16 protein-coding genes are annotated in these 19542 nt (G+C 43.2%); 3 read left to right on the top strand and 13 right to left on the bottom strand.

Annotated elements, in window-relative coordinates; translation table 11 throughout:
* The coding region (locus WKF69_RS07970; RefSeq protein WP_340381064.1) for an alanine racemase at positions 1 to 1219 on the bottom strand (1219 nt) is incomplete at its 3' end.
* Positions 1220 to 1530: 311 nt separating this feature from the next.
* Entirely contained in the window at positions 1531 to 2814 is a 1284-nt protein-coding gene (tyrS, locus tag WKF69_RS07975; protein ID WP_340381066.1) for a tyrosine--tRNA ligase, read from the bottom strand.
* 134 nt (positions 2815 to 2948) lie between these two features.
* On the opposite strand from tyrS, the gene WKF69_RS07980 reads away from it, so the two are divergent.
* The 3 genes from WKF69_RS07980 to dapA all read left to right on the top strand — a co-directional run bounded on the left by WKF69_RS07980 (position 2949) and on the right by dapA (position 6737).
* Complete coding sequence (locus tag WKF69_RS07980; protein ID WP_340381067.1) at positions 2949 to 3626, top strand: hypothetical protein; 678 nt, start codon at positions 2949 to 2951, stop codon at positions 3624 to 3626.
* 118 nt (positions 3627 to 3744) lie between these two features.
* Complete coding sequence (gene ligA, locus WKF69_RS07985) at positions 3745 to 5757, top strand: NAD-dependent DNA ligase LigA (protein ID WP_340381068.1); 2013 nt, start codon at positions 3745 to 3747, stop codon at positions 5755 to 5757.
* A gap of 95 nt (positions 5758 to 5852) precedes the next feature.
* The gene (gene dapA, locus WKF69_RS07990; protein ID WP_340381070.1) at positions 5853 to 6737 is read left to right on the top strand and encodes a 4-hydroxy-tetrahydrodipicolinate synthase; all 885 of its coding nucleotides are present in this window, start codon (positions 5853 to 5855) and stop codon (positions 6735 to 6737) included.
* A 53-nt stretch (positions 6738 to 6790) separates the two neighbouring features.
* Here dapA and WKF69_RS07995 read toward each other — a convergent pair whose 3' ends face one another.
* From WKF69_RS07995 to WKF69_RS08045, 11 genes are all read right to left on the bottom strand, one after another.
* The gene (locus WKF69_RS07995; protein WP_340381072.1) at positions 6791 to 6985 is read right to left on the bottom strand and encodes a histone H1; all 195 of its coding nucleotides are present in this window, start codon (positions 6983 to 6985) and stop codon (positions 6791 to 6793) included.
* Between the two features lie 248 nt (positions 6986 to 7233).
* Positions 7234 to 8481: a pyridoxal phosphate-dependent aminotransferase family protein gene (locus tag WKF69_RS08000; protein ID WP_340381074.1), complete on the bottom strand. Its 1248-nt coding sequence runs from the start codon at positions 8479 to 8481 to the stop codon at positions 7234 to 7236.
* A gap of 159 nt (positions 8482 to 8640) precedes the next feature.
* Positions 8641 to 10257, bottom strand: coding sequence for a cell division protein FtsZ (ftsZ, locus tag WKF69_RS08005; RefSeq protein ID WP_340381075.1), 1617 nt, complete (start codon positions 10255 to 10257; stop codon positions 8641 to 8643).
* Positions 10258 to 10376: 119 nt separating this feature from the next.
* Positions 10377 to 11729, bottom strand: a complete 1353-nt coding sequence (ftsA, locus tag WKF69_RS08010) for a cell division protein FtsA (RefSeq protein WP_340381076.1) — start codon at positions 11727 to 11729, stop codon at positions 10377 to 10379.
* Between the two features lie 10 nt (positions 11730 to 11739).
* Positions 11740 to 12600 (bottom strand): cell division protein FtsQ, encoded by an 861-nt coding sequence (locus WKF69_RS08015; protein WP_340381077.1) that lies wholly within the window; start codon positions 12598 to 12600, stop codon positions 11740 to 11742.
* A complete protein-coding gene (gene murC, locus WKF69_RS08020) occupies positions 12593 to 13948 on the bottom strand; it encodes a UDP-N-acetylmuramate--L-alanine ligase (protein WP_340381078.1) in 1356 nt (451 codons plus the stop codon). The genes WKF69_RS08015 and murC overlap by 8 nt, the downstream gene beginning before the upstream one ends.
* Positions 13949 to 13966: 18 nt before the next feature.
* Positions 13967 to 15064, bottom strand: a complete 1098-nt coding sequence (murG, locus tag WKF69_RS08025; RefSeq protein WP_340381079.1) for an undecaprenyldiphospho-muramoylpentapeptide beta-N-acetylglucosaminyltransferase — start codon at positions 15062 to 15064, stop codon at positions 13967 to 13969.
* Positions 15065 to 15067: 3 nt separating this feature from the next.
* Positions 15068 to 16231: an FtsW/RodA/SpoVE family cell cycle protein gene (locus WKF69_RS08030; RefSeq protein WP_340381080.1), complete on the bottom strand. Its 1164-nt coding sequence runs from the start codon at positions 16229 to 16231 to the stop codon at positions 15068 to 15070.
* A gap of 78 nt (positions 16232 to 16309) precedes the next feature.
* Positions 16310 to 17662: a UDP-N-acetylmuramoyl-L-alanine--D-glutamate ligase gene (murD, locus tag WKF69_RS08035; protein WP_340381081.1), complete on the bottom strand. Its 1353-nt coding sequence runs from the start codon at positions 17660 to 17662 to the stop codon at positions 16310 to 16312.
* Positions 17662 to 18903 (bottom strand): phospho-N-acetylmuramoyl-pentapeptide-transferase, encoded by a 1242-nt coding sequence (mraY, locus tag WKF69_RS08040; protein ID WP_340381082.1) that lies wholly within the window; start codon positions 18901 to 18903, stop codon positions 17662 to 17664. Before mraY ends, murD begins: the two co-directional genes overlap by 1 nt.
* Positions 18903 to 19542 (bottom strand): cyanophycin synthetase (locus tag WKF69_RS08045; RefSeq protein WP_340381083.1); only part of this gene is annotated, 640 nt, incomplete at its 5' end. The genes mraY and WKF69_RS08045, both read right to left, overlap by 1 nt.

Genomic DNA, 19542 nt, shown 5'->3' on the forward strand with positions numbered 1-19542 from the left:
ATTGAGACTTACCCCGGGCCGTCACCTCAATCACCGAAACCACCTTATCCCCTCTCGTTCCATAAATAAAATCATAAAGGTTGACAATTGGGTCACAATGAGGAGCGATAACCTCTAACTTATCCCCTACTTTGTAAGATTTATTAGACTTTTCAAATGTGATGGTACCGTACTCATCTGAGCTCGCATTATAGTTAAAGTCGGGCTCGCCGATAACAAACGGGTTTGGCTTATTAAGGGTAAACGCTTTAGAACCGGAATCTGTAGTTAGCCTGCCGGGATGATAATTATTAAGGATTGTAGAAATAACGGTAAGCGACGTTTCAAAATCATCAAATACCTTTTCGTTCCTGGCGCCGCCTATCTCTATGTACTGACGGTCCATGAAGACATAGCTTCCTACCTGCACATCGGTAAAGCCGGGAACTACACTCATGATATCGTAAGTTCCGGTACCGGCACCGCTGAAGATCTCCATATTCAGGCCCGCGGCCTTCATCATTTCATAGGTTTTAATTATGGGCTCATAGGTCTTAAGCGCCTGCGCCTGACGCTTCTTAAAACCAATAACATGCTGCACTCCTCCGTCATAGGCAAGAATGCCGCAAAACCTGAGATTAGGCATTTTATCGATCATTTGTGCGAGGGCCAAAGCAGGCAGACCGGGTGCTACTCCTGATCTTTGGGTCACGTCTATATCCAGTACCACCTCCGCCTTAATGCCCGCCGCCTTTGCCGCATCCTGAAGATCCTGAATATTCTGAGGATTATCAGCCGCCTGAATAAAGCCTTTATGCTTCTTCCTCAAAGCCATGGCTTTTACGATCTTTGGCGCAGTGACATTCACCGTGGTTAACAGCACATTTTTTATACCATTCTCCAGCATCACTTCTGCCTCACCCAGCTTAGCAGCACAAACCCCTACCGCTCCTGCAGCGATCTGCATTTTAGCAATGGCGGGCGACTTATGAGTCTTTACATGCGGCCGGACGCCAACCCCGGTACCCTGCAAACGTGTATGAACGGCTTTAATGTTGCGATCCATTTTGTCCAGATCAACTACTAAAGCCGGTGTATCCAGGTCCCATTTTGATTTACCAATTGAATCTTTGTCCAGGATCATATCCAGATTTTTTGCTTGTAAAGACGGGGTTAATAAAGTTCCGGCACCGGCGAGAGCGCTTGCTTGAAGGAAATTACGGCGGTTGAAAGATGTCATAGTTCTTTGCTTAGGTTGTCATAAATCTAAGATTTATTCTCAATATTAGTGTAATTCAACCCAGGCACCGGTTTGACAGTAATTGCTGGAATTGACGCATAACCTGCGGTGTTTCTACGCTGTTTGTCCGCTTAAACACCGCTCGGTACCGCTCGCTGTCCGCTCAACGACCAGTTTGGAACTAGTTTAGTACCGGTTTAGAAACGGTTTAACATCGCTCAGAAAAACTCGGTATTTCCGACCTTCACTCTCACTTCACTTCTTTCCTCAACTCCTTCTGTATTAACACTCCATCGCGCGGCGGCTGGATATTATTCCGAAATGATCAGAAAGTAGTTCTTTTTCCCTTTTTGAGCCACAAGGAATTTATCATTAATCAGATCAGAAGCGGAAAAGGAGTGTGTGGGATCATCTATCTTTTGCTTATTCACCGATACTCCCCCGCCTGTTATCATTTTCCGGGCTTCGCTTTTTGATGGAAAAACAGATGTCTTTTCTGCGAGCAGGTCGGTTATGTTGATCCCTGCAGATAATTCGCTTTTGGAAACTGCAAACTGAGGAAGGCCTTCGAAAACTTCGAGGACTTGCTCGTGATTCATTCCGTTAAGGAAATCGAGCGAGCCTCCCCCGAAGAGGAATTCTGATGTTTGAAGAGCTGTTTGAAGAGCCTCTTCTGAATGGCTGCGCACTGTAATCTCTTCTGCGAGGGCTTTTTGCAGGGTTCTTAAATGAGGTGCCTGATCGTGTTCTGCTTCGAGCGCTTCGATTTCCTCCTTAGACTTTAAAGTAAATATCCTGATCCAGCTTTTCGCGTCAGCATCGGTCGTATTTAACCAAAACTGGTAGAATTTATATGGAGATGTTTTTGCAGGATCCAGCCACACAGCGCCGCTCTCCGTCTTGCCGAACTTTGTTCCATCAGCTTTTTTTATCAGTTGGGTTGTGATCGCGTAAGCTGTACCGCCAGCCTTCCGGCGGATCATTTCAGTTCCTGTAACAATATTCCCCCATTGATCAGATCCGCCCATTTGAACCAGACAATTTTTCTCTTTCCACAAATAGTAAAAATCATAGCCCTGAACAAGCTGGTAGCTGAATTCCGTGAAAGACATTCCGGTTTCACCTTCGAGGCGTTTCTTAACCGAGTCTTTTGCCATCATGTAATTTACGGTGAGGTGTTTCCCTACATCCCGGATAAAATCCAGAAAAGTGAAGTTTTTAAACCAGTCGTAATTGTTTACCATTTCAGCGCTCTTAGCACCACAATCAAAATCGAGGAACTTCTTCAACTGACTCTCCAGACAAGCCACATTATGATTCAGAATGTCTTCAGAAAGCAGATTACGCTCTGCAGATTTACCAGAAGGATCACCTACCATTCCGGTAGCACCACCCACCAGGGCAACGGGCTTATGGCCTGCACGCTGGAAATGAATAAGGGTCATAATTTGAGTTAGATGGCCCACGTGAAGGGAGTCAGCGGTAGGATCAAAGCCTATATACCCAGATGTAAGCCCTTTATTTAGTTCTTCCTCAGTACCAGGCATTATATCGTGCAGCATTCCCCGCCAGCGTAACTCTTCTACAAAATTCATGTGTGATCTCTCGTTTTGCCTGCAAATATAACAGATTTGACAAAACCCCTGCATGGCAAAGTTTTTGTAAATTTATTGCAGGTGAACTTCTATCGTGAGTCACGCGTATTAGTCTAAAAGTCTTCCAAACACATATGAATTTTTTGTCCCATTTTTACTTTGACAGGCATACAAGTGATCCAAACTTAGTGTTGGGGACCGTCTTACCTGATCTTGTAAAAAATGCCCGGAAAGACTGGAATATGCATCCCCAAAAGAAAGAAATCCTGTTTACCCGAGCGCCTGAAAGGGCGATTCTAAAGGGATGGAAGCGGCACCTGGCTGTGGATCGATACTTTCACAATTCAGGGTTTTTCCTAAAGCACACGAATGCAATCCGAACGGCAATAGCGCCTGCCCTGTTACATTCGCAGGTCAGGCCATCATTCCTCGCTCACATCGCGCTTGAAGTGATGCTCGACAGCCTTCTGTTAACAGAGTGTGTAATTGATGCTGATCATCTTTACGCGAATCTTCGCCGAGCCGACCGGTCTGCTCTTGCTAATTTTCTTGACCTGAACAAGATAGACGATACAGAGTATTTTTTCAAGTTTTTCGATAAATTCCTTGAAGTAAGCTATCTCCATACCTATCGGGAAACACATAACATTATGTACGCACTGAACCGAATCTGCATGCGTATATGGCCAGAACCCATGAATGACACCCAGCTCCTTCAGGTTAGCGCTATACTTTTGGGATATCATGAAGAATTGCAGAAGTGTTATATGGAGATTTTTGATGAGATCGACTCGGTGTTAGTTGAAAGTTGAAAATGGAAAGTTGAAAGCGGCTGTGCGGTTAGTAATAAAGGACATTATTTATTGGAAATTAAATCTCACTTTCAACTCTCAACTTTCAACTTTCAACTTTTTAAATTTAACTTCGTAAATGTCCCTTCCCCAGATCAAAGATCGAATAGATACCCTCGTTAAAGAGCTCAACAGCCATAATTACAATTATTATGTACTGGCTCAGCCGGCAATTTCAGATTTTGAATTCGACAAAAAACTGGAAGAGCTGGCGGGTTTGGAAAAGCAATATCCTGAGCTACAGGATCCGGATTCTCCCACACAGAAAGTTGGCGGCGATATCACAAAACAATTCGAGACAGTAAAGCATAAGTGGCCAATGCTTTCTCTGGGAAATACATATAATGAGCAGGATCTTAAGGAGTTCGACGAACGTGTTCGTAAAGCAATAGGCGATAATTTCGAATACGTATGTGAACTTAAGTTTGACGGTTTATCGTTAAGCCTCACGTATGAAAACGGCAAATTACTACGTGCGGTAACACGCGGTGACGGGACTAAAGGAGACGATGTCACTACCAACGCAAAGACAATACAAACGATACCCAAAAACCTGAAAGGAAGCGAATACCCTGAAATGTTTGAGATCAGAGGAGAAGTTTTTATGCATAAACCAGCCTTTGACCGTCTCAATGCCGAGCGATTAGAGAACAATGAAGTACCGTATGCAAATCCACGAAATTTCGCTTCAGGAACTTTAAAAATGCAGGACTCGAGCGAGGTAGCGAAACGGCCGCTCGACTGTTTTCTGTACTTTTTATACACCGACAAACGCCTTTATAATACCCACTGGGAAAGCTTGCAATCCGTGAAAAACTGGGGATTCCATGTATGCGAACACACTAAGCTTTGCAAAAACATAGGCGAAGTTCTTGATTTCGTTCACCTATGGGAAGAAAAGCGATTCGGATTGAGCTATGATATTGACGGGATCGTAATAAAGGTCAATAATTATAGCCAGCAGCAAGAATTAGGATTTACGGCCAAATCCCCGCGCTGGGCTATTTCATATAAATATAAGGCACAGGAGGTCGAAACCATTTTAGATAGGGTTACTTATCAGGTTGGCCGGACTGGAGCAGTTACCCCTGTCGCGAACCTTAAGCCAGTTCTCCTTGCAGGTACCACAGTTAAGCGTGCAACTCTTCACAACGCAAATGAGATTGTCCGGCTTGACCTTCATGAGGGAGATACCGTGCTGGTGGAAAAAGGGGGTGAAATAATCCCGAAAATTATTTCCGTTAATACCATAAAACGCAGAGCCGGAGCCGCACCAATAATTTACCCGGAAGTTTGTCCGGAATGTGGAAGTAACCTGATCAGGAAGGACGGTGAAGCAGTGCATTATTGCCCGAATGACGAAGCTTGCCCTCCCCAGATAGTTGGTAAGATGCAGCATTTCATCAGCCGTAAGGCTATGAATATTGAAGGTTTAGGCCAGGAAACTATTGAAAACTTCTATCGTCACGGTTTGGTGGAGCACATCAGCGATCTTTATACTCTCTATGAAAAAGAAGAGCAACTTAAAAAACTCGATCGCTTTGGTGAAAAGTCTATTATAAATATGCTGGAGGGGATTGAAAAGTCAAAGCAAATGCCCTTCGAGAAGGTATTGTTTGGGCTCGGGATCCGTTATGTCGGAGAAACTGTTGCCAAGAAACTTGCCGGACATTTCAAGAATATCGACAGCCTGATGAACGCCAGTTTATCTGAATTAACCTCTGCGGAAGAAATTGGCGAACGAATAGCGGAAAGTATTATTGAATATTTTAAAGAACCCCGCCATCAGCGACAAATTGAGGAAATAAGAAGACATGGGTTGCAATTTGAAACGTCCGAGACTGTCATCGAGCTGCAAAGCACCAGATTCGAGGGGATGTCCTTTATCATTTCGGGAGTTTTTGAAAAGTATAGCCGTGATGAGTTGAAGGACATTATAGAATCAAACGGCGGGAAAATTTTGAACAGCATATCAGCCAAATTAAATTACCTCGTAGCAGGAGATAACATGGGTCCATCTAAGCTTGAGAAAGCTGTTAAGCTGAAAATTCCGATGATCTCTGATACCGAATTACTTGAAATGTTGAAATAATCGGTAAAAAAATCGCAATATTTCACTTATGGTTTTAAAATTGAGGCTTATCCTCTTAAATTCGCAAAATAACAGTCGAATAAAACATACCCCGAATGAACAAATTTCATGGAACGGGAGTAGCCATGGTTACTCCATTTAAGGCAGACGGCTCGATTGATCATTCCGGACTTAAGAACATAATCGATTATATAATTTCCGGTGGTGTTGAATACATCGTGTCACTAGGAACCACTGGTGAGGCGGCGACGCTAAGCAGCGATGAGAAGAAAGAGGTGTGGGAAGTAACTGCGGAACATACAGCAGGAAGAGTGCCGCTTATAGCAGGCATTGGCGGCAATAATACAGCCGAGGTTGTTCGGGACCTGAAAAAATTTGACAGTAAAAATTACCAGGGGGTGTTATCAGTTTCTCCTTATTATAGCAAACCCACCCAGGAAGGTATTTATCAGCATTATAAAGCGATAGCAGAAGCTTCGGAGCTGCCTGTTTTATTATATAACGTACCAGGCAGGACCAGCATGAACATCTCTGCGGACACTACGCTTCGTCTTGCACATGACTTTAAGAACATTTTTGGTACTAAAGAAGCCTCAGGAAGCTTCGATCAATTCAACATCATCATACGTGATAAGCCAGAAGATTTTCTTGTTATTTCAGGTGATGATGCGATAGCGCTGCCGTTAATATCCGCAGGTGCTGTTGGAGTTATATCGGTTTTAGGTAACGCATTACCAGGGATATTATCTACTATGGTGAGAATGTGTTTGGATGGCAAGTTCATTGAAGCTCAACCGCTGCACTATAGCCTTGTTGAGATTACCAGCCTTTGCTTTGCTGAAGGAAACCCGGGAGGGGTTAAAGCGGCGCTGAAATTATTGGATATCTGCGGTGACACACTTCGTTTACCTCTTGTAAATGTGAGCGGTGAAACTTCGTTGCGGATCCAGACAGAGCTTAAAAACCTGCATCTTATATAATGCAAAAACCCGCCCTCAGCGTACTGGGACGGGTTCTAAATTTCTTGTGCAAATTATTTCTTAGCTTTTGTCGCTTCAGTGTTCTTAGTGTTCTGAACTTCAAGACGAATGGCCTGAGCAAGGTTTTTAAGATCCTGCATACCTTTTCTTACGCGAGTTCCTGCTGCGCTGTTTGCCTTGTTGTAGAATTTGTCAGCATCTGCTTCCAGTGATTCGATTAAACTTTTTGCTTCTTGGAATTTTTTCATGTTTGTACTCCTTTAGTTTTGAGGTTAGTATGATTACTATTACTAATGTATAATGTTTTTTCCTAAAAAAGAATACTTAAAAAAAATAAAATCATGCGTTTTTAGCGTTTTTCTCCACATTTATGGAGGTTATCCACATTAAAATTACTTTTTCTAAGGCTAAAACGTTTTATTTCAGCTATTTACAAAATTCATATAAACAAAAAGTGCCCTAAAATGGATTTTAAGGGCACTTTAAAGATTACAAGCTATACCTTTGCGTTGACCAGATTTTTCTCTTTGTAATGGCCTTTCTTAAGTTTCACCGCCAGTTCACTATAAGCATCCAATGTACGATTCACATCTTCTATAGTGTGCAGTGCTGTCGGGATAAGTCTTAACATGATCAATCCTTTCGGGATCACCGGATAAACCACTATTGAGCAGAATATGCCATAGTTCTCTCTCAGGTCCATTATAATTGCTGTCGCTTCTGACAATTCACCTTCCAGAAATACAGGAGTTACCATAGTATCGGTTACCCCGATATTAAAACCTCTTTCTTTTAAACCATTTTGAAGTGTTGTAGCAACTTCCCAAAGCTTTTCTCTTAACTCCGGCTTACTTTTCAACAGTTCCAGGCGCTTGCGCAGACCTACTACCATTGGCATGGGAAGCGATTTGGCAAATGTTTGTGAACGCATGTTATAACGAAGGAAGTTAGTGATCTCCTCCGTTGAGGCGATAAACGCCCCGATACCTGCCATAGATTTAGCAAAGGTTCCGAAATAGATATCAATTCCTTCTATACAGCCTTGCGCTTCATGAGTTCCGGCGCCGGTATCGCCCATAGTCCCAAAACCATGTGCATCATCTATTAATATGCGGAAATTGAATTTTTGCTTTAAATCTACAACCTCTTTTAACTTACCCTGTGCACCAGACATACCAAATACACCTTCGGTAATTACCAGAATAGCACCGCCTGTATTCTCAACCCATCTCGCAGCACGTTCAAGCTGCTTTTCAAGGCTTTCCATATCATTGTGCGAGTAAACAAAGCGTTTTCCCTGGTGTAAACGAACACCATCAATTATACATGCATGTGATTCAGCATCATAAACGATTACGTCATGACGGTCTACTAAAGCGTCGATAGCTGACATAATACCCTGATATCCATAATTAAGCAGGAAAGAATCTTGCTTTCCGACAAATTCAGCAAGCTCTTTTTCTAAAGCTTCATGATTGCTTGAGTTACCAGACATCATCCGGGCACCCATCGGATAGGCTAACCCAAATTCGGCAGCACCTTCCGCATCAGCTTTTCTCACTTCAGGATGATTAGCAAGGCCCAGATAATTATTAAGGCTCCACACTAAATGCTCCTTACCCCTGAACTTCATATGGGGAGCAATCTCACCTTCCAACTTTGGAAAAGAAAAATAACCATGCGCCATCTTTTGGTGCTGGCCCAAAGGGCCCATATTTTTCGAAATTTTATCAAATAAATCCAAACCTAATAATATTAAATGTTAGCGTATCTTTCCCGCAAAGTTAAGATTTACCGGCCTGATTATCAAAAGCTAATTCATTAGCCTGTAATAATAATGCCATAAAATCGAAACGCCTCTATCCGCAAAGCGAATAAAGACGTTTCTCAATGCTTATTGCGCTTAATCTACGTTATCGTGCAGAAAAGAATTATTTGGGCGGATCTCGGTTATTCCATCTTCCGTACTCAAAGTAAAGCGCGATACTTGTGATTCCGAAGAATGCGGCACGTCCTTGAGGGACATTTGCTTACGTTTATAGGCCGGCTCACTTTCGAGTTCCTGCAGTCCATTACTGGTGCGCAGCTTCATGCTCAAGTCTTTTAAACGAAGAATGCGCTCTTTAGATTTCTTAAGTTGTTCTTCAATAGATTCGTCAGTCTTATTTTCATCAGGATTGGAAACTTGTTCTTCTTCTACCAATACCTCCGCAACCGGAAACACTTCTTCTTTTTCTTCAGTTTTAATCTCGAAGTCTTCGGTGCTCATCTCAAACTCAAAAGAGGGCTCGCTCTTTACGCTATCTGCAGGGATCTCGTCATCTAAGGTATGCCGTACGTAGTCTGCATCCGGCTGGATCTCCTCTTCAACTTTTGGCGTGCTCTGGAAATAACCGGCAAAAAGATCGACCTGGCTTTCTTCCTTTTTAAGAACGGGCTCGTTTACTTCCTCAACTTTAGCAGCAATGAACGTGTTCTCATGAACCGGTCGCACAAGAGGTGCCTGTTCAGGAGTGAGTAATGACACTTTACGTACCTGGCTTTTCTCAACTTCGCGTTCTTCCTTGGTTTGGAATCCTGTCGCTATAATAGTCACGGAGATCTTCTCGCCTAATGCTTCGTCAGAACAGTTACCCCAGATAAGGTCTGCAGCCAAGCCCGCTTCCTGCTGGATATAATCAGTGATTATACTTACCTCGTCCATTGTAACCTCCTTGTCACCAGAACTGATGTTCAGGAGGATATAACGGGCGCCTTCGATCTCATTATCTTTCAATAATGGTGAGGCTAAAGCACCTTCAACTGCACGTAATGCACGGTTTTCGCCTTCGGCAGCATAACTTCCCATGATTGCAACACCGCTTTCTTTCATCACCGTGCGCACATCCTTAAAGTCAACGTTGATATAACCCGGAATGGTTATGATCTCGGCAATGCCTTTAGCTGCCGTGGTCAATATATTATCAGCCTGAGCAAAAGCAGATCCCAACGTAAGGTTTCCAAATATCTCGCGAAGGCGATCGTTTGAAATAACCAGGTAAGAATCAACATATTTTTTAAACTCATCCAAACCTTCCTCGGCCTGGATCTTTCTGCGTTTCCCTTCAAAAGAGAACGGTGTAGTAATGATACCAACTGTCAGAATATCCATTTCCTTCGCCGCTTTCGCGATGATAGGACTGGCTCCTGTTCCCGTTCCGCCACCCATTCCTGCTGTGATGAAAAGCATCTTAGTATTGCTGCCAAGCATACGCTTGATATCGTCGATGTTCTCGATAGCAGAATTCTTTCCAACTTCGGGAATTGAACCTGCTCCCATACCTTCGGTAAGGCTGGCTCCGAGCTGAACCTTATTAGGAATCGGACTAAGCTCTAGCGCCTGTGCATCTGTATTACAAATGATGAAATCCACCCCTGTAATCCCTTGACGATACATATGGTTTACAGCGTTCCCACCGCCGCCACCAACACCGATAACTTTAATGATCGATGATTTTTCTTTTAACATTTCAAACTGCATATCTCTTATCAGTTAGGTAAAATCTTTGTTTTGATAGTTCCTGCCGTAATATTAGCCATTTATCAACATAGGTTATCCACAATTGTTAGATTGTGGGAAACTCGACACTTTGTGGATAATTAACGTATGTAATCTTCGTCCTTGATATCATCCTTGATGAATTTGGCTCCTGATTGAAGTATCTTTTCAAAAAGTCCCAGGCTCTTCTTAGACTTGTCCGCAACCTGAACTTTCTCTTCAGGAAGGCCGGTACGTTTGCTTGATTCTTCAATTTGTTCTGCCTTCTGAATTCCCTTGATCAGCAAGCCGATACCCGTTGCAAACATTGGGCTTTTCAGCTCATCATATGTTGGCTTAGGAAGCACGTCGTTTTTAGCAAGGTGTTCGTTAGGATAACCAACACGGCTGTCTAAACCTGTCACATATTCAACCAGCTGCGGCAGGTGTTTTAGCTGCGCGCCACCCCCGGTGATCACGATGCCGGCGATTAGCTTTTTCTCGTAGCCGGACGATTTAATCTCATAATACACATGCTCGACGATCTCTTCCATCCTTGCCTGAATAACAAATGCAAGATTCTTTACTGAAATCTCTTTTGGCTCTCTACCGCGAAGGCCGGGAACACAAATTATCTCGTTCTCTTTATTTTCTTCTGCTAGGGCAGATCCGAACCGGGTTTTCAACAACTCTGCCTGGTTTCTCATTACCGAACATCCCTCACGGATGTCTTCCGTAACGCTATTACCTCCGAATGGAATAACAGCCGTATGACGGATGATCCCTTCATGGAAAATAGCCAGATCTGTGGTGCCGCCCCCGATATCAACCAGAACCACACCAGCTTCTTTCTCTTCGTCGCTCAGCACCGACTCAGAAGATGCAAGTGGCTCGAGGATCAGTTCCTGGGTTTCCAAACCCGCATTACCCACACACTTGATAATGTTTTTTACGGCACTGACATGTCCTGAAATAATATGGAAATTCGCTTCCAGACGCACCCCTGCCATGCCGATCGGATCTTTGATCCCGGGTTCATTGTCTACAGTAAATTCCTGCGGAAGAACATGGATAATTTCCTCTCCCGGAGGCATCACCAGGTTGTACATGTCCTCGATCAGTTTGTCGATATCCTTTCTCTGGATCTCTGTATTCAGATCTTTCCTGGTAAGAATACCTCTGTGCTGAAGGCTTTTGATATGCTGCCCGGCGATCCCGACATTGACGATCTTAACGTCCACATTGGACTGTCCACTTGCCTCTTCAACAGCCAGGATTATCCCTTGGACTGTCTTTTGAATATTTGATACCACACCACGGGTTACCCCCGCAGATTCGGCTTTTCCCATACCCAAAATTTCGATCTTACCATGTTCGCTTCTGCGCCCGACAGTGACACAAATTTTCGTTGTACCTATATCAAGGCCGACAACTATTGGTGAATTTTTGACTGAAGCTGAGTTACTTTTGTCCATGTTATGTGCATTAATTTGTTGTTGAATCTGGTTTTATTGATAGTGTACTGTCGATAGCCGCGCGTATTGTTTCCGTTGCGATAGCGGTACTGTCAATTATATTTTTTTCGCAAATGATCTGGTTTGCGTATTTGAGATTGATAGACTTATACGTCTCCCATCCCACCTTCGGAATTGCCTTCTTATAAAACACGAAAAGATTCCGGAATTTTGTTTCCAGGGAGTCCGCGGTTCCCAAAATTATCTTGTGATCTCCGACACGAGGCACGATCTCGATATCTCCCTTAAGGCTCACGAAAAGCTGCTCCACCTGATCATTCCATAATGTATCCTGCCGTATGAACTTTGCAGTTCTGAAAAGATCTTTTGCAAGCTGCGACGAAAGTGTATCAACCTTGCCAGAAAAATCTTCATCGATCAGACCATTCGCCACCAGGACCCTGGCGGTATAATTATCTGACATCGGAATCTTAAAGCCATTTTCATCGATATAGAAATTGACGTTAGCCATATTAATTATCCTGATTAGAGGCTTGCGCTGACGAATATCAACATGTATGACGCCATTCATATCTGCGAATACCTTTGCATATTCTATAAATGGGTTAGCTTTTAACACGTTTTCCAGTTTGTGTATATTTATATCTTCCAGGTTCCTTCCAACCAAAGGACCGCTGTTTGCAAGCAGAATCCTGTCAACTTCATCACGCTCTATAAAATTGTTATTGCCCGGAAGTATCACTTTAAGATCTGTACATTTCTGCTTATCCTTTTTGATGCTTATAAAACTCATAAGCACCACGAGTCCACTGAGACACACGATCCAGGTGAAACAGTAAAGTATTAGCTTCCAGTTGATTTTTTTAAGCATTCTCTAAAATCTTTTTTAGCGGTTCAATTAAAGTATCGATGTCACCTGCCCCTACTGTGAGTAAAAGCTCTGGTTTTTCTTCCCGAACATAGTCAACCACATCATTCTTGCTTAGAATGCGTTTTTCGGCGAGATCGATCTTATCTAAGATCATCTCAGAATTTACACCTGCTATAGGCAGTTCCCTTGCCGGATAAATATCAAGCATGATCAGTTCATCCGTCATTCCCAGAACCTCAGCGAATCCTTCAGCAAAATCCCTGGTCCTTGTAAATAAATGCGGCTGAAATACCGTAGTCAATTTTTTATTAGGGTATAGAGTTCTTACCGCCTGTATACACGCACGCAGCTCTTCAGGATGATGAGCATAATCATCTATATAAACATAGTCCTCGCTTCTAACGACATATTCGAATCGGCGTTTTACCCCTTTGAAATTTCCTAAAGCGCCACGAATCTTATCTGGCCTGATACCCAGCTTCAACGCAACCTCAGCAGCAGCTACCGCATTTTCAATATTATGTAGTCCGGGCAAGCCCATTTCTATGTTCTCGATGATCAACTCATCATTCTTGAAATCAAAATGGAAGCTTCCATTCTCTACACGAACATTTACTGCCTGAATATCGGCGACAGCATTTGCCGCATAAGTCTCCCCATTTTTAAGGTCAAGCCCGTTGCGATAAAGAAGCTTGCCTCCTGGTTTTAGCTGGGACGTGAATTGCTTAAATGACTCAACCAGATGGCTTTTATCCCCATAAATATCGAGATGATCGGCATCCATAGATGTAACTATAGCGATATCGGGATGGAGTGTTAAAAATGAGCGATCAAATTCATCGGCTTCAACAACCATAGTATTGTTCTCGCCGAACAGCACATTGCTATTATAATTGCTTGCGATGCCCCCCAGGAATGCAGAACAGTCGTAGCCGCTGTCTTTTAATACATGAGCTATCATGCTGGATGTTGTGGTTTTACCATGGGTACCAGCTACCGCGATAGTGAACATACCTTTGCTGATGATCCCTAATACTTCCGAGCGTTTCTTAAATGAGAATCCACCGGACTTGAAATGATTCAGAATATGTGAGTCTTTAGGAATTGCTGGAGTATAAATTATTAAAGTATGAGCGTCCTTTTCCTGAAAGCTCATAGGAATGTTATCAGCTTCATCTTGAAAAACGACTGGAATACCTTCGTTCATCAATGCGGCAGTTAAGGGTGTACAGGTTTTGTCATAGCCGCAAACAACACAACCGCGTTTTTTGAAATATCTGGCAAGGCCGCTCATTCCAATACCACCGATTCCAATTAAATAAACCCTTCTTATATTTTCTAACTCCATAATCCTTATGATATACTCTTAGTTAGCCATTTTCAATACTTCGCTGGCAATTACTTCATCTGCATCAGGTAATGCCATCATGCCTATATTTTTTGATAGCGTAGCACACTTATCCTCATCCTTCAGCAACTTTAAAGCGGCATCTACCAGGCTCACTTCAGCTTCGTTATCCCTAACTAATATCGCCGCCTCATTCTTGACAAGTGCCATTGCGTTTTGGGTCTGGTGATCTTCCGCAACATTTGGTGAAGGGACCAGTATTACAGGCTTCTTCACTACAAATAATTCCGCTATGGTTCCCGCTCCGGCTCTTGAAATGATAACATCTGCCGCGGCGTATGCCAGATCCATTTTTTGCAGGAACTCAAGAATTTTAATATTTCCGTGAGTCTTCCCCGCCAGTTGATCATTAATAGACTGATAGTAATATTTACCGGTTTGCCAGATTAACTGAACGTCCTGGGCAACTAGCTTATCCATCCCTACCATGATACTCTTGTTTAGAGTTCCGGCTCCAAGACTGCCACCCGTCACCAGAATAGTCTTCTTTGCCGATGCCAAACCGAAAAACTCAAATGCCGCTTCCCGCTTTCCATCAATATCCACTGTTTCCTTACGGATAGGATTTCCGGTGATCATAATTTTATCTGCAGGAAAGAACTTATCCATACCTTCAAAAGCCACACAGATTTTCTTTGCATTCTTACCAAGATTCTTATTGGTGATCCCGGCATACGAATTTTGTTCCTGGATCAAATAAGGCACGTTCATCAGGGATGCCGCAAACAAGAGGGGGCCGGATGCATATCCTCCAACACCCACTACTGCGTCTGGCTTAAACTCCTCAATTATACTTCTCGATTTGATCAAGCTCATTATTATTTTAAAAGGCAGAAGAATATTCTTGAGCAACGATTTTCGCTGAAAACCCTGAATATCCAACCCTATTATCTTATAACCGGCAGCAGGAACTTTTTCCATTTCCATCCTGCCATTCGCCCCGACAAATAGTATCTCAGTATCAGGTGAGATCTTTTTGAGTGCATTAGCAATAGCCACAGCCGGGAATATATGTCCCCCTGTACCTCCACCGCTTATGATCACTCGTTTTGCCATGTCTTAACCCATTGCGGGGATCTCCCCGATAATTATTTTTTCCTTACTCTTTTCCTTCTTCTCATCAATATCCCGGCTAACGCTCAAAATAATTCCGAATGCCACACTCGTGAAAAGGATAGATGTTCCACCCATACTTACCAACGGCAAGGGAACCCCGGTCACCGGCCCGAGTCCAACGGCTACAGCCATATTCGCAAATGCCTGAATCGTCAGGCTAAAGCTCAATCCGGCCGCCAGCAGCGCGCCAAAAGCCTTAGGACTATGAGTGACGATCAGGACACATCGATACAGAAAGACCAGATACAATAACACTAATCCAACGCCACCCGCAAGACCATATTCTTCAATGATCAGCGCAAATACAAAATCAGAATACGGATGGGGAAGAAAGTTGCGTTGTGTGCTGTTTCCAGGCCCTTTGCCGAATATACCTCCTGTGGCAATTGCAATTTTAGATTGATTGGCCTGGAATGATTTATCAGCATCAACTTTTTCTGGATGCAGATAGGTTTCGATCCTTGAGATATAGGTCTTTCGTCGTGGACCAAGCAGCATTACACCGCTCAATAACACCAAGCCTGCAATGCTTACAATAGCAATCTGTTTAATACTAATTCTGCCCATAATCAGAAGTAGAATACTAACACCAAAAAGCATCAGAGCAGTGGAAAGGTTAGCCAGGGCGATCAATAAAAATACGCCACACACGGAGCCCATAATTGGGATAAAAGCCTTTTTGACGTCCTTGATATTTTCCTGCTTTTTACTCAGGGTCCTTGCGAGAAATGTAATTAACGCAAGCTTCGCCATATCCGAGGTTTGGAAGGTCTGATTTATAATAGGGATAGTCACCCAGCGGCTCGCCTCATTGACATTTGCTCCAAATAGTAACGTGTATAATAAAAGCGGAATTGTTATAATCATCAGGATCTTTGAGATCCCAGCATAATGGCGATAATCCAACAGATGCGAAAAATACATCAGGGCAATACCGCCAATGATCATAACAAGGTGCTTAATAAGGAACTGCTCGCTCCCCACGCCCTTCTTGTAGGCCAGAGTACCCGTTGCGCTGTATACAGCCAGGAGGGACCATACTGAGAGCAAGATCACTATAAGCCAGATCCACCGATCACCTTTAGTTTTATTTATGAGTCTTTCCATTTTCGTTATTTGTTGGTTTGTTGTTAGTTGTTAGTACCAGGTAGTTTCCAACCAACCAGCAACTAACCATCTAACCAACTATAGTTCCATCACCGCCTTTTTAAACTGATTACCTCTATCCTCATAATTCTTAAAAAGGTCAAAACTTGCACATGCAGGTGATAATAATACTGTATCTCCTTTCTTAGCCATATAATAAGCGATTTGCACAGCTTCGCTTGCTGAAAATGTATTTACGATCACTTCCACATCATCTTCGAAAGCTTCATGAATGCGTTTGTTATCTTTTCCGAGACATACAATTCCTTTCACCTTATTCTTTACAAGATCCTTCAGCATACCATAGTCGTTTCCTTTATCCACACCACCAAGGATAAGAACAACTTGTGCAGGCATACTTTCAAGAGCATACCAGGTCGAATTAACATTTGTTGCTTTAGAATCGTTAATAAAATCAATCCCTGAAATTTTTGCTACGTGTTCAAGCCGATGTTCGATGTTGTTGAAACTTCCCATACTATCGCGGATGGATTCGTTTCGTAATTCAAGCACTTTCGCAACTATGCCAGATGCCATAGAGTTGTAAATGTTGTGCTTGCCTTGCAAGGCTAATTCGGTAATTGACATGGTAAGTGGTTCTTGATTCTTTTGGTTAAGATTTATGGTTATCTGTTGATCTTCCAGCCAGGCACCCTCCGTGAGTACCTTCTCGATGGAAAATGGATAAGCTTGTGAGGTGATGTGACGGCTTTTCAACCCAGACTGAATTTCCGTATCGTCAGTGCAATAGATAAAGACATCATCTTTGCCCTGATTCTGTATGATCCTAAACTTAGAATCAGCATAATTCGCCATCTTATAATCATACCGGTCAAGGTGATCGGGAGTTATGTTTAGCAGAACAGCTATATCTGCTTTGAAATTGTACATATTATCCAGCATGAAACTGCTTATCTCAAGCACATAGTAATCGTACTCATCAAATGCAACCTGCTTTGCAAAACTCTTCCCGATATTCCCGCCAAGGCCCACACTTAGGCCCGCGTCTTTGAGAATATGATAAGTTAACATAGTTGTGGTCGATTTTCCATTCGAACCTGTAATGCAAATCATCTTCGCATCAGTATACCGGCCAGCAAATTCGATCTCAGAAAGAATTGGAATATTCTTTTCAAGAACCTTCTTAATAATGGGCGCCTTGTCAGGGATACCCGGGCTCTTAATAATCTCACTCGCTGATAAGATCTTCTCTTCTGTATGTCTATTTTGCTCGAATGATATATTCGCCTCCTCAAGCTCCTTGCTGTATTTTTCAGCAATGGCACCCATATCAGATACAAACACGTCATAGCCCTGCTTTTTTGCAAGCAAAGCTGCGCCAACTCCGCTTTCGCCGGCACCGAGAACAACGATATATTTCTTGTCCTGCATTAGCGGAGTTTCAAGGTTACAATGGTTAATATTGCCAGCATGATACCAACGATCCAAAATCGGGTTACGATCTTGGCTTCATGATATCCTTTTTTCTGGTAGTGGTGATGGAGCGGCGACATCAGGAAAATACGACGACCCTCGCCAAATCTGCGCCGGGTATATTTATAATAAACTACCTGAATTACAACAGAGAGATTTTCGATCAGGAAAACACCGCACAGAACCGGGATCAAGAGCTCCTTACGGATCATAATGGCAAATGCCGCTATTATTCCGCCAATAGCGAGACTTCCTGTATCGCCCATAAATACTTGCGCAGGGTACGAGTTGTACCACAAGAAGCCAACACACGCTCCTACAAATGCACCGGCAAAGACTACCAGCTCCCCTGAATGCGGGATGTACATAATATTCAAATAGTCCGCGAAAATGGTGTTACCGGAAACATATGCGAGTACCGCCAGAGTTATTCCGATAATGGCAGATGCGCCGGTAGCCAGGCCATCGATCCCATCGCTCAGGTTAGCACCATTGGAAACCGCCGTTACAATTATTATAACAACCAATAAAAATACAACGAGTGAATATCCTTCAAGACCGTCGCCGATATACGTCAAGACCTTTGCATAATCAAACTCATTGTCTTTATAAAACGGAAAATTTGTCTGTGTTGACTTAACATCCTGAGTGTAATAAACTTCCTCTCCTCTTACATGAGCCTCCACAGGAGCAGTTGCTTGAGACAAGTTCGCAACCTGCTCCCTGACGACGATATCCGGGTGGAAATACATGGTCCAGCCAATAATTAGTGCCAGACCGACCTGACCCATGATTTTGAACCTGCCTGCAAGCCCTTCCTTATCCTTTTTGAAAACCTTTATATAGTCGTCTACAAAACCAATGGCACCCATCCATATTGTAGTGACCAGCATTAATATGATATAGATATTTTCCAGGCGCGCAAATAACAATGTAGGAAGCAGGATACCCAGTAGTATGATCAATCCACCCATTGTAGGAGTCCCTTGCTTTTGCATCTGGCCTTCCAGTCCAAGATTCCGAACTGACTCTCCGACTTGCTTTGCTCTCAGTATCTTTATAAGACGGCTTCCATAAACTGTAGTGAGGAACAGTGAAAGAATAACGGCCATCCCTGTGCGAAAGGAAATAAATTGGAACAATCCGGCTCCCGGAATATTATAATGCTGATCTAGCCAGGTAAATAGGTAGTATAGCATTAGCTCATCAGGGTTAAAATTTCCGTTAAAATCTGCTTATCATCGAAGGGTTGTTTTACACCAGCAGTTTCCTGGTATTTCTCGTGTCCTTTCCCTGCAACCAGTATAATATCTCCAGGTTTCGCCAGGTGACAAGCTGTTCGAATCGCTTCCTTCCTATCTACTATTGAGATCGCTTTTTTCTTGTTTTGCGGCATCACCCCAGCTTCCATATCATGGATAATCTGCTCCGGAGCCTCGCTTCTTGGATTGTCTGATGTTAAAATTACCTTATTGCTCCAGTCGCAAGCAACCTGTGCCATTACCGGACGTTTGGTCTTATCCCGGTCGCCCCCGCAGCCAATTACGGTAATTACTTGTTCGGTACCGGTCCGGATGTCCTGAATGGTTTGAAGAACATTCTGCACCGCGTCCGGTGTATGTGCGTAATCTACAATTCCAATGATTCCAGTAGGTGACACCGTATAATCGAACCTTCCTTCAGCACCGCTTAGACGACTAAGTGAGATCAGCACCCGGGCACGATCCTGCTCCAACAGCATGGCTGTTGAGTATACCGCGAGTAAATTATATGCGTTAAAACTGCCGACCATCTTAAACCAAACCTCCTCGCCATCAATATTGAGAAGGAGGCCACTG

The organism is Daejeonella sp. (assembly GCF_037719425.1).
Classification (GTDB): domain Bacteria; phylum Bacteroidota; class Bacteroidia; order Sphingobacteriales; family Sphingobacteriaceae; genus Daejeonella.

What these genes read in the sequence shown, in the direction of transcription:
- WKF69_RS07980 (WP_340381067.1), top strand. Translation starts at nt 2,949, where the DNA reads ATGAATTTTTTGTCCCATTTTTACTTTGACAGGCATACAAGTGATCCA.
- ligA (WP_340381068.1), top strand. Translation starts at nt 3,745, where the DNA reads ATGTCCCTTCCCCAGATCAAAGATCGAATAGATACCCTCGTTAAAGAG.
- WKF69_RS07995 (WP_340381072.1), bottom strand. Translation starts at nt 6,985, where the DNA reads ATGAAAAAATTCCAAGAAGCAAAAAGTTTAATCGAATCACTGGAAGCA.
- tyrS (WP_340381066.1), bottom strand. Translation starts at nt 2,814, where the DNA reads ATGAATTTTGTAGAAGAGTTACGCTGGCGGGGAATGCTGCACGATATA.
- ftsZ (WP_340381075.1), bottom strand. Translation starts at nt 10,257, where the DNA reads ATGCAGTTTGAAATGTTAAAAGAAAAATCATCGATCATTAAAGTTATC.
- murG (WP_340381079.1), bottom strand. Translation starts at nt 15,064, where the DNA reads ATGGCAAAACGAGTGATCATAAGCGGTGGAGGTACAGGGGGACATATA.
- dapA (WP_340381070.1), top strand. Translation starts at nt 5,853, where the DNA reads ATGAACAAATTTCATGGAACGGGAGTAGCCATGGTTACTCCATTTAAG.
- WKF69_RS08030 (WP_340381080.1), bottom strand. Translation starts at nt 16,231, where the DNA reads ATGGAAAGACTCATAAATAAAACTAAAGGTGATCGGTGGATCTGGCTT.
- ftsA (WP_340381076.1), bottom strand. Translation starts at nt 11,729, where the DNA reads ATGGACAAAAGTAACTCAGCTTCAGTCAAAAATTCACCAATAGTTGTC.
- mraY (WP_340381082.1), bottom strand. Translation starts at nt 18,903, where the DNA reads ATGCTATACTACCTATTTACCTGGCTAGATCAGCATTATAATATTCCG.
- murC (WP_340381078.1), bottom strand. Translation starts at nt 13,948, where the DNA reads ATGGAGTTAGAAAATATAAGAAGGGTTTATTTAATTGGAATCGGTGGT.
- murD (WP_340381081.1), bottom strand. Translation starts at nt 17,662, where the DNA reads ATGCAGGACAAGAAATATATCGTTGTTCTCGGTGCCGGCGAAAGCGGA.
- WKF69_RS08015 (WP_340381077.1), bottom strand. Translation starts at nt 12,600, where the DNA reads ATGCTTAAAAAAATCAACTGGAAGCTAATACTTTACTGTTTCACCTGG.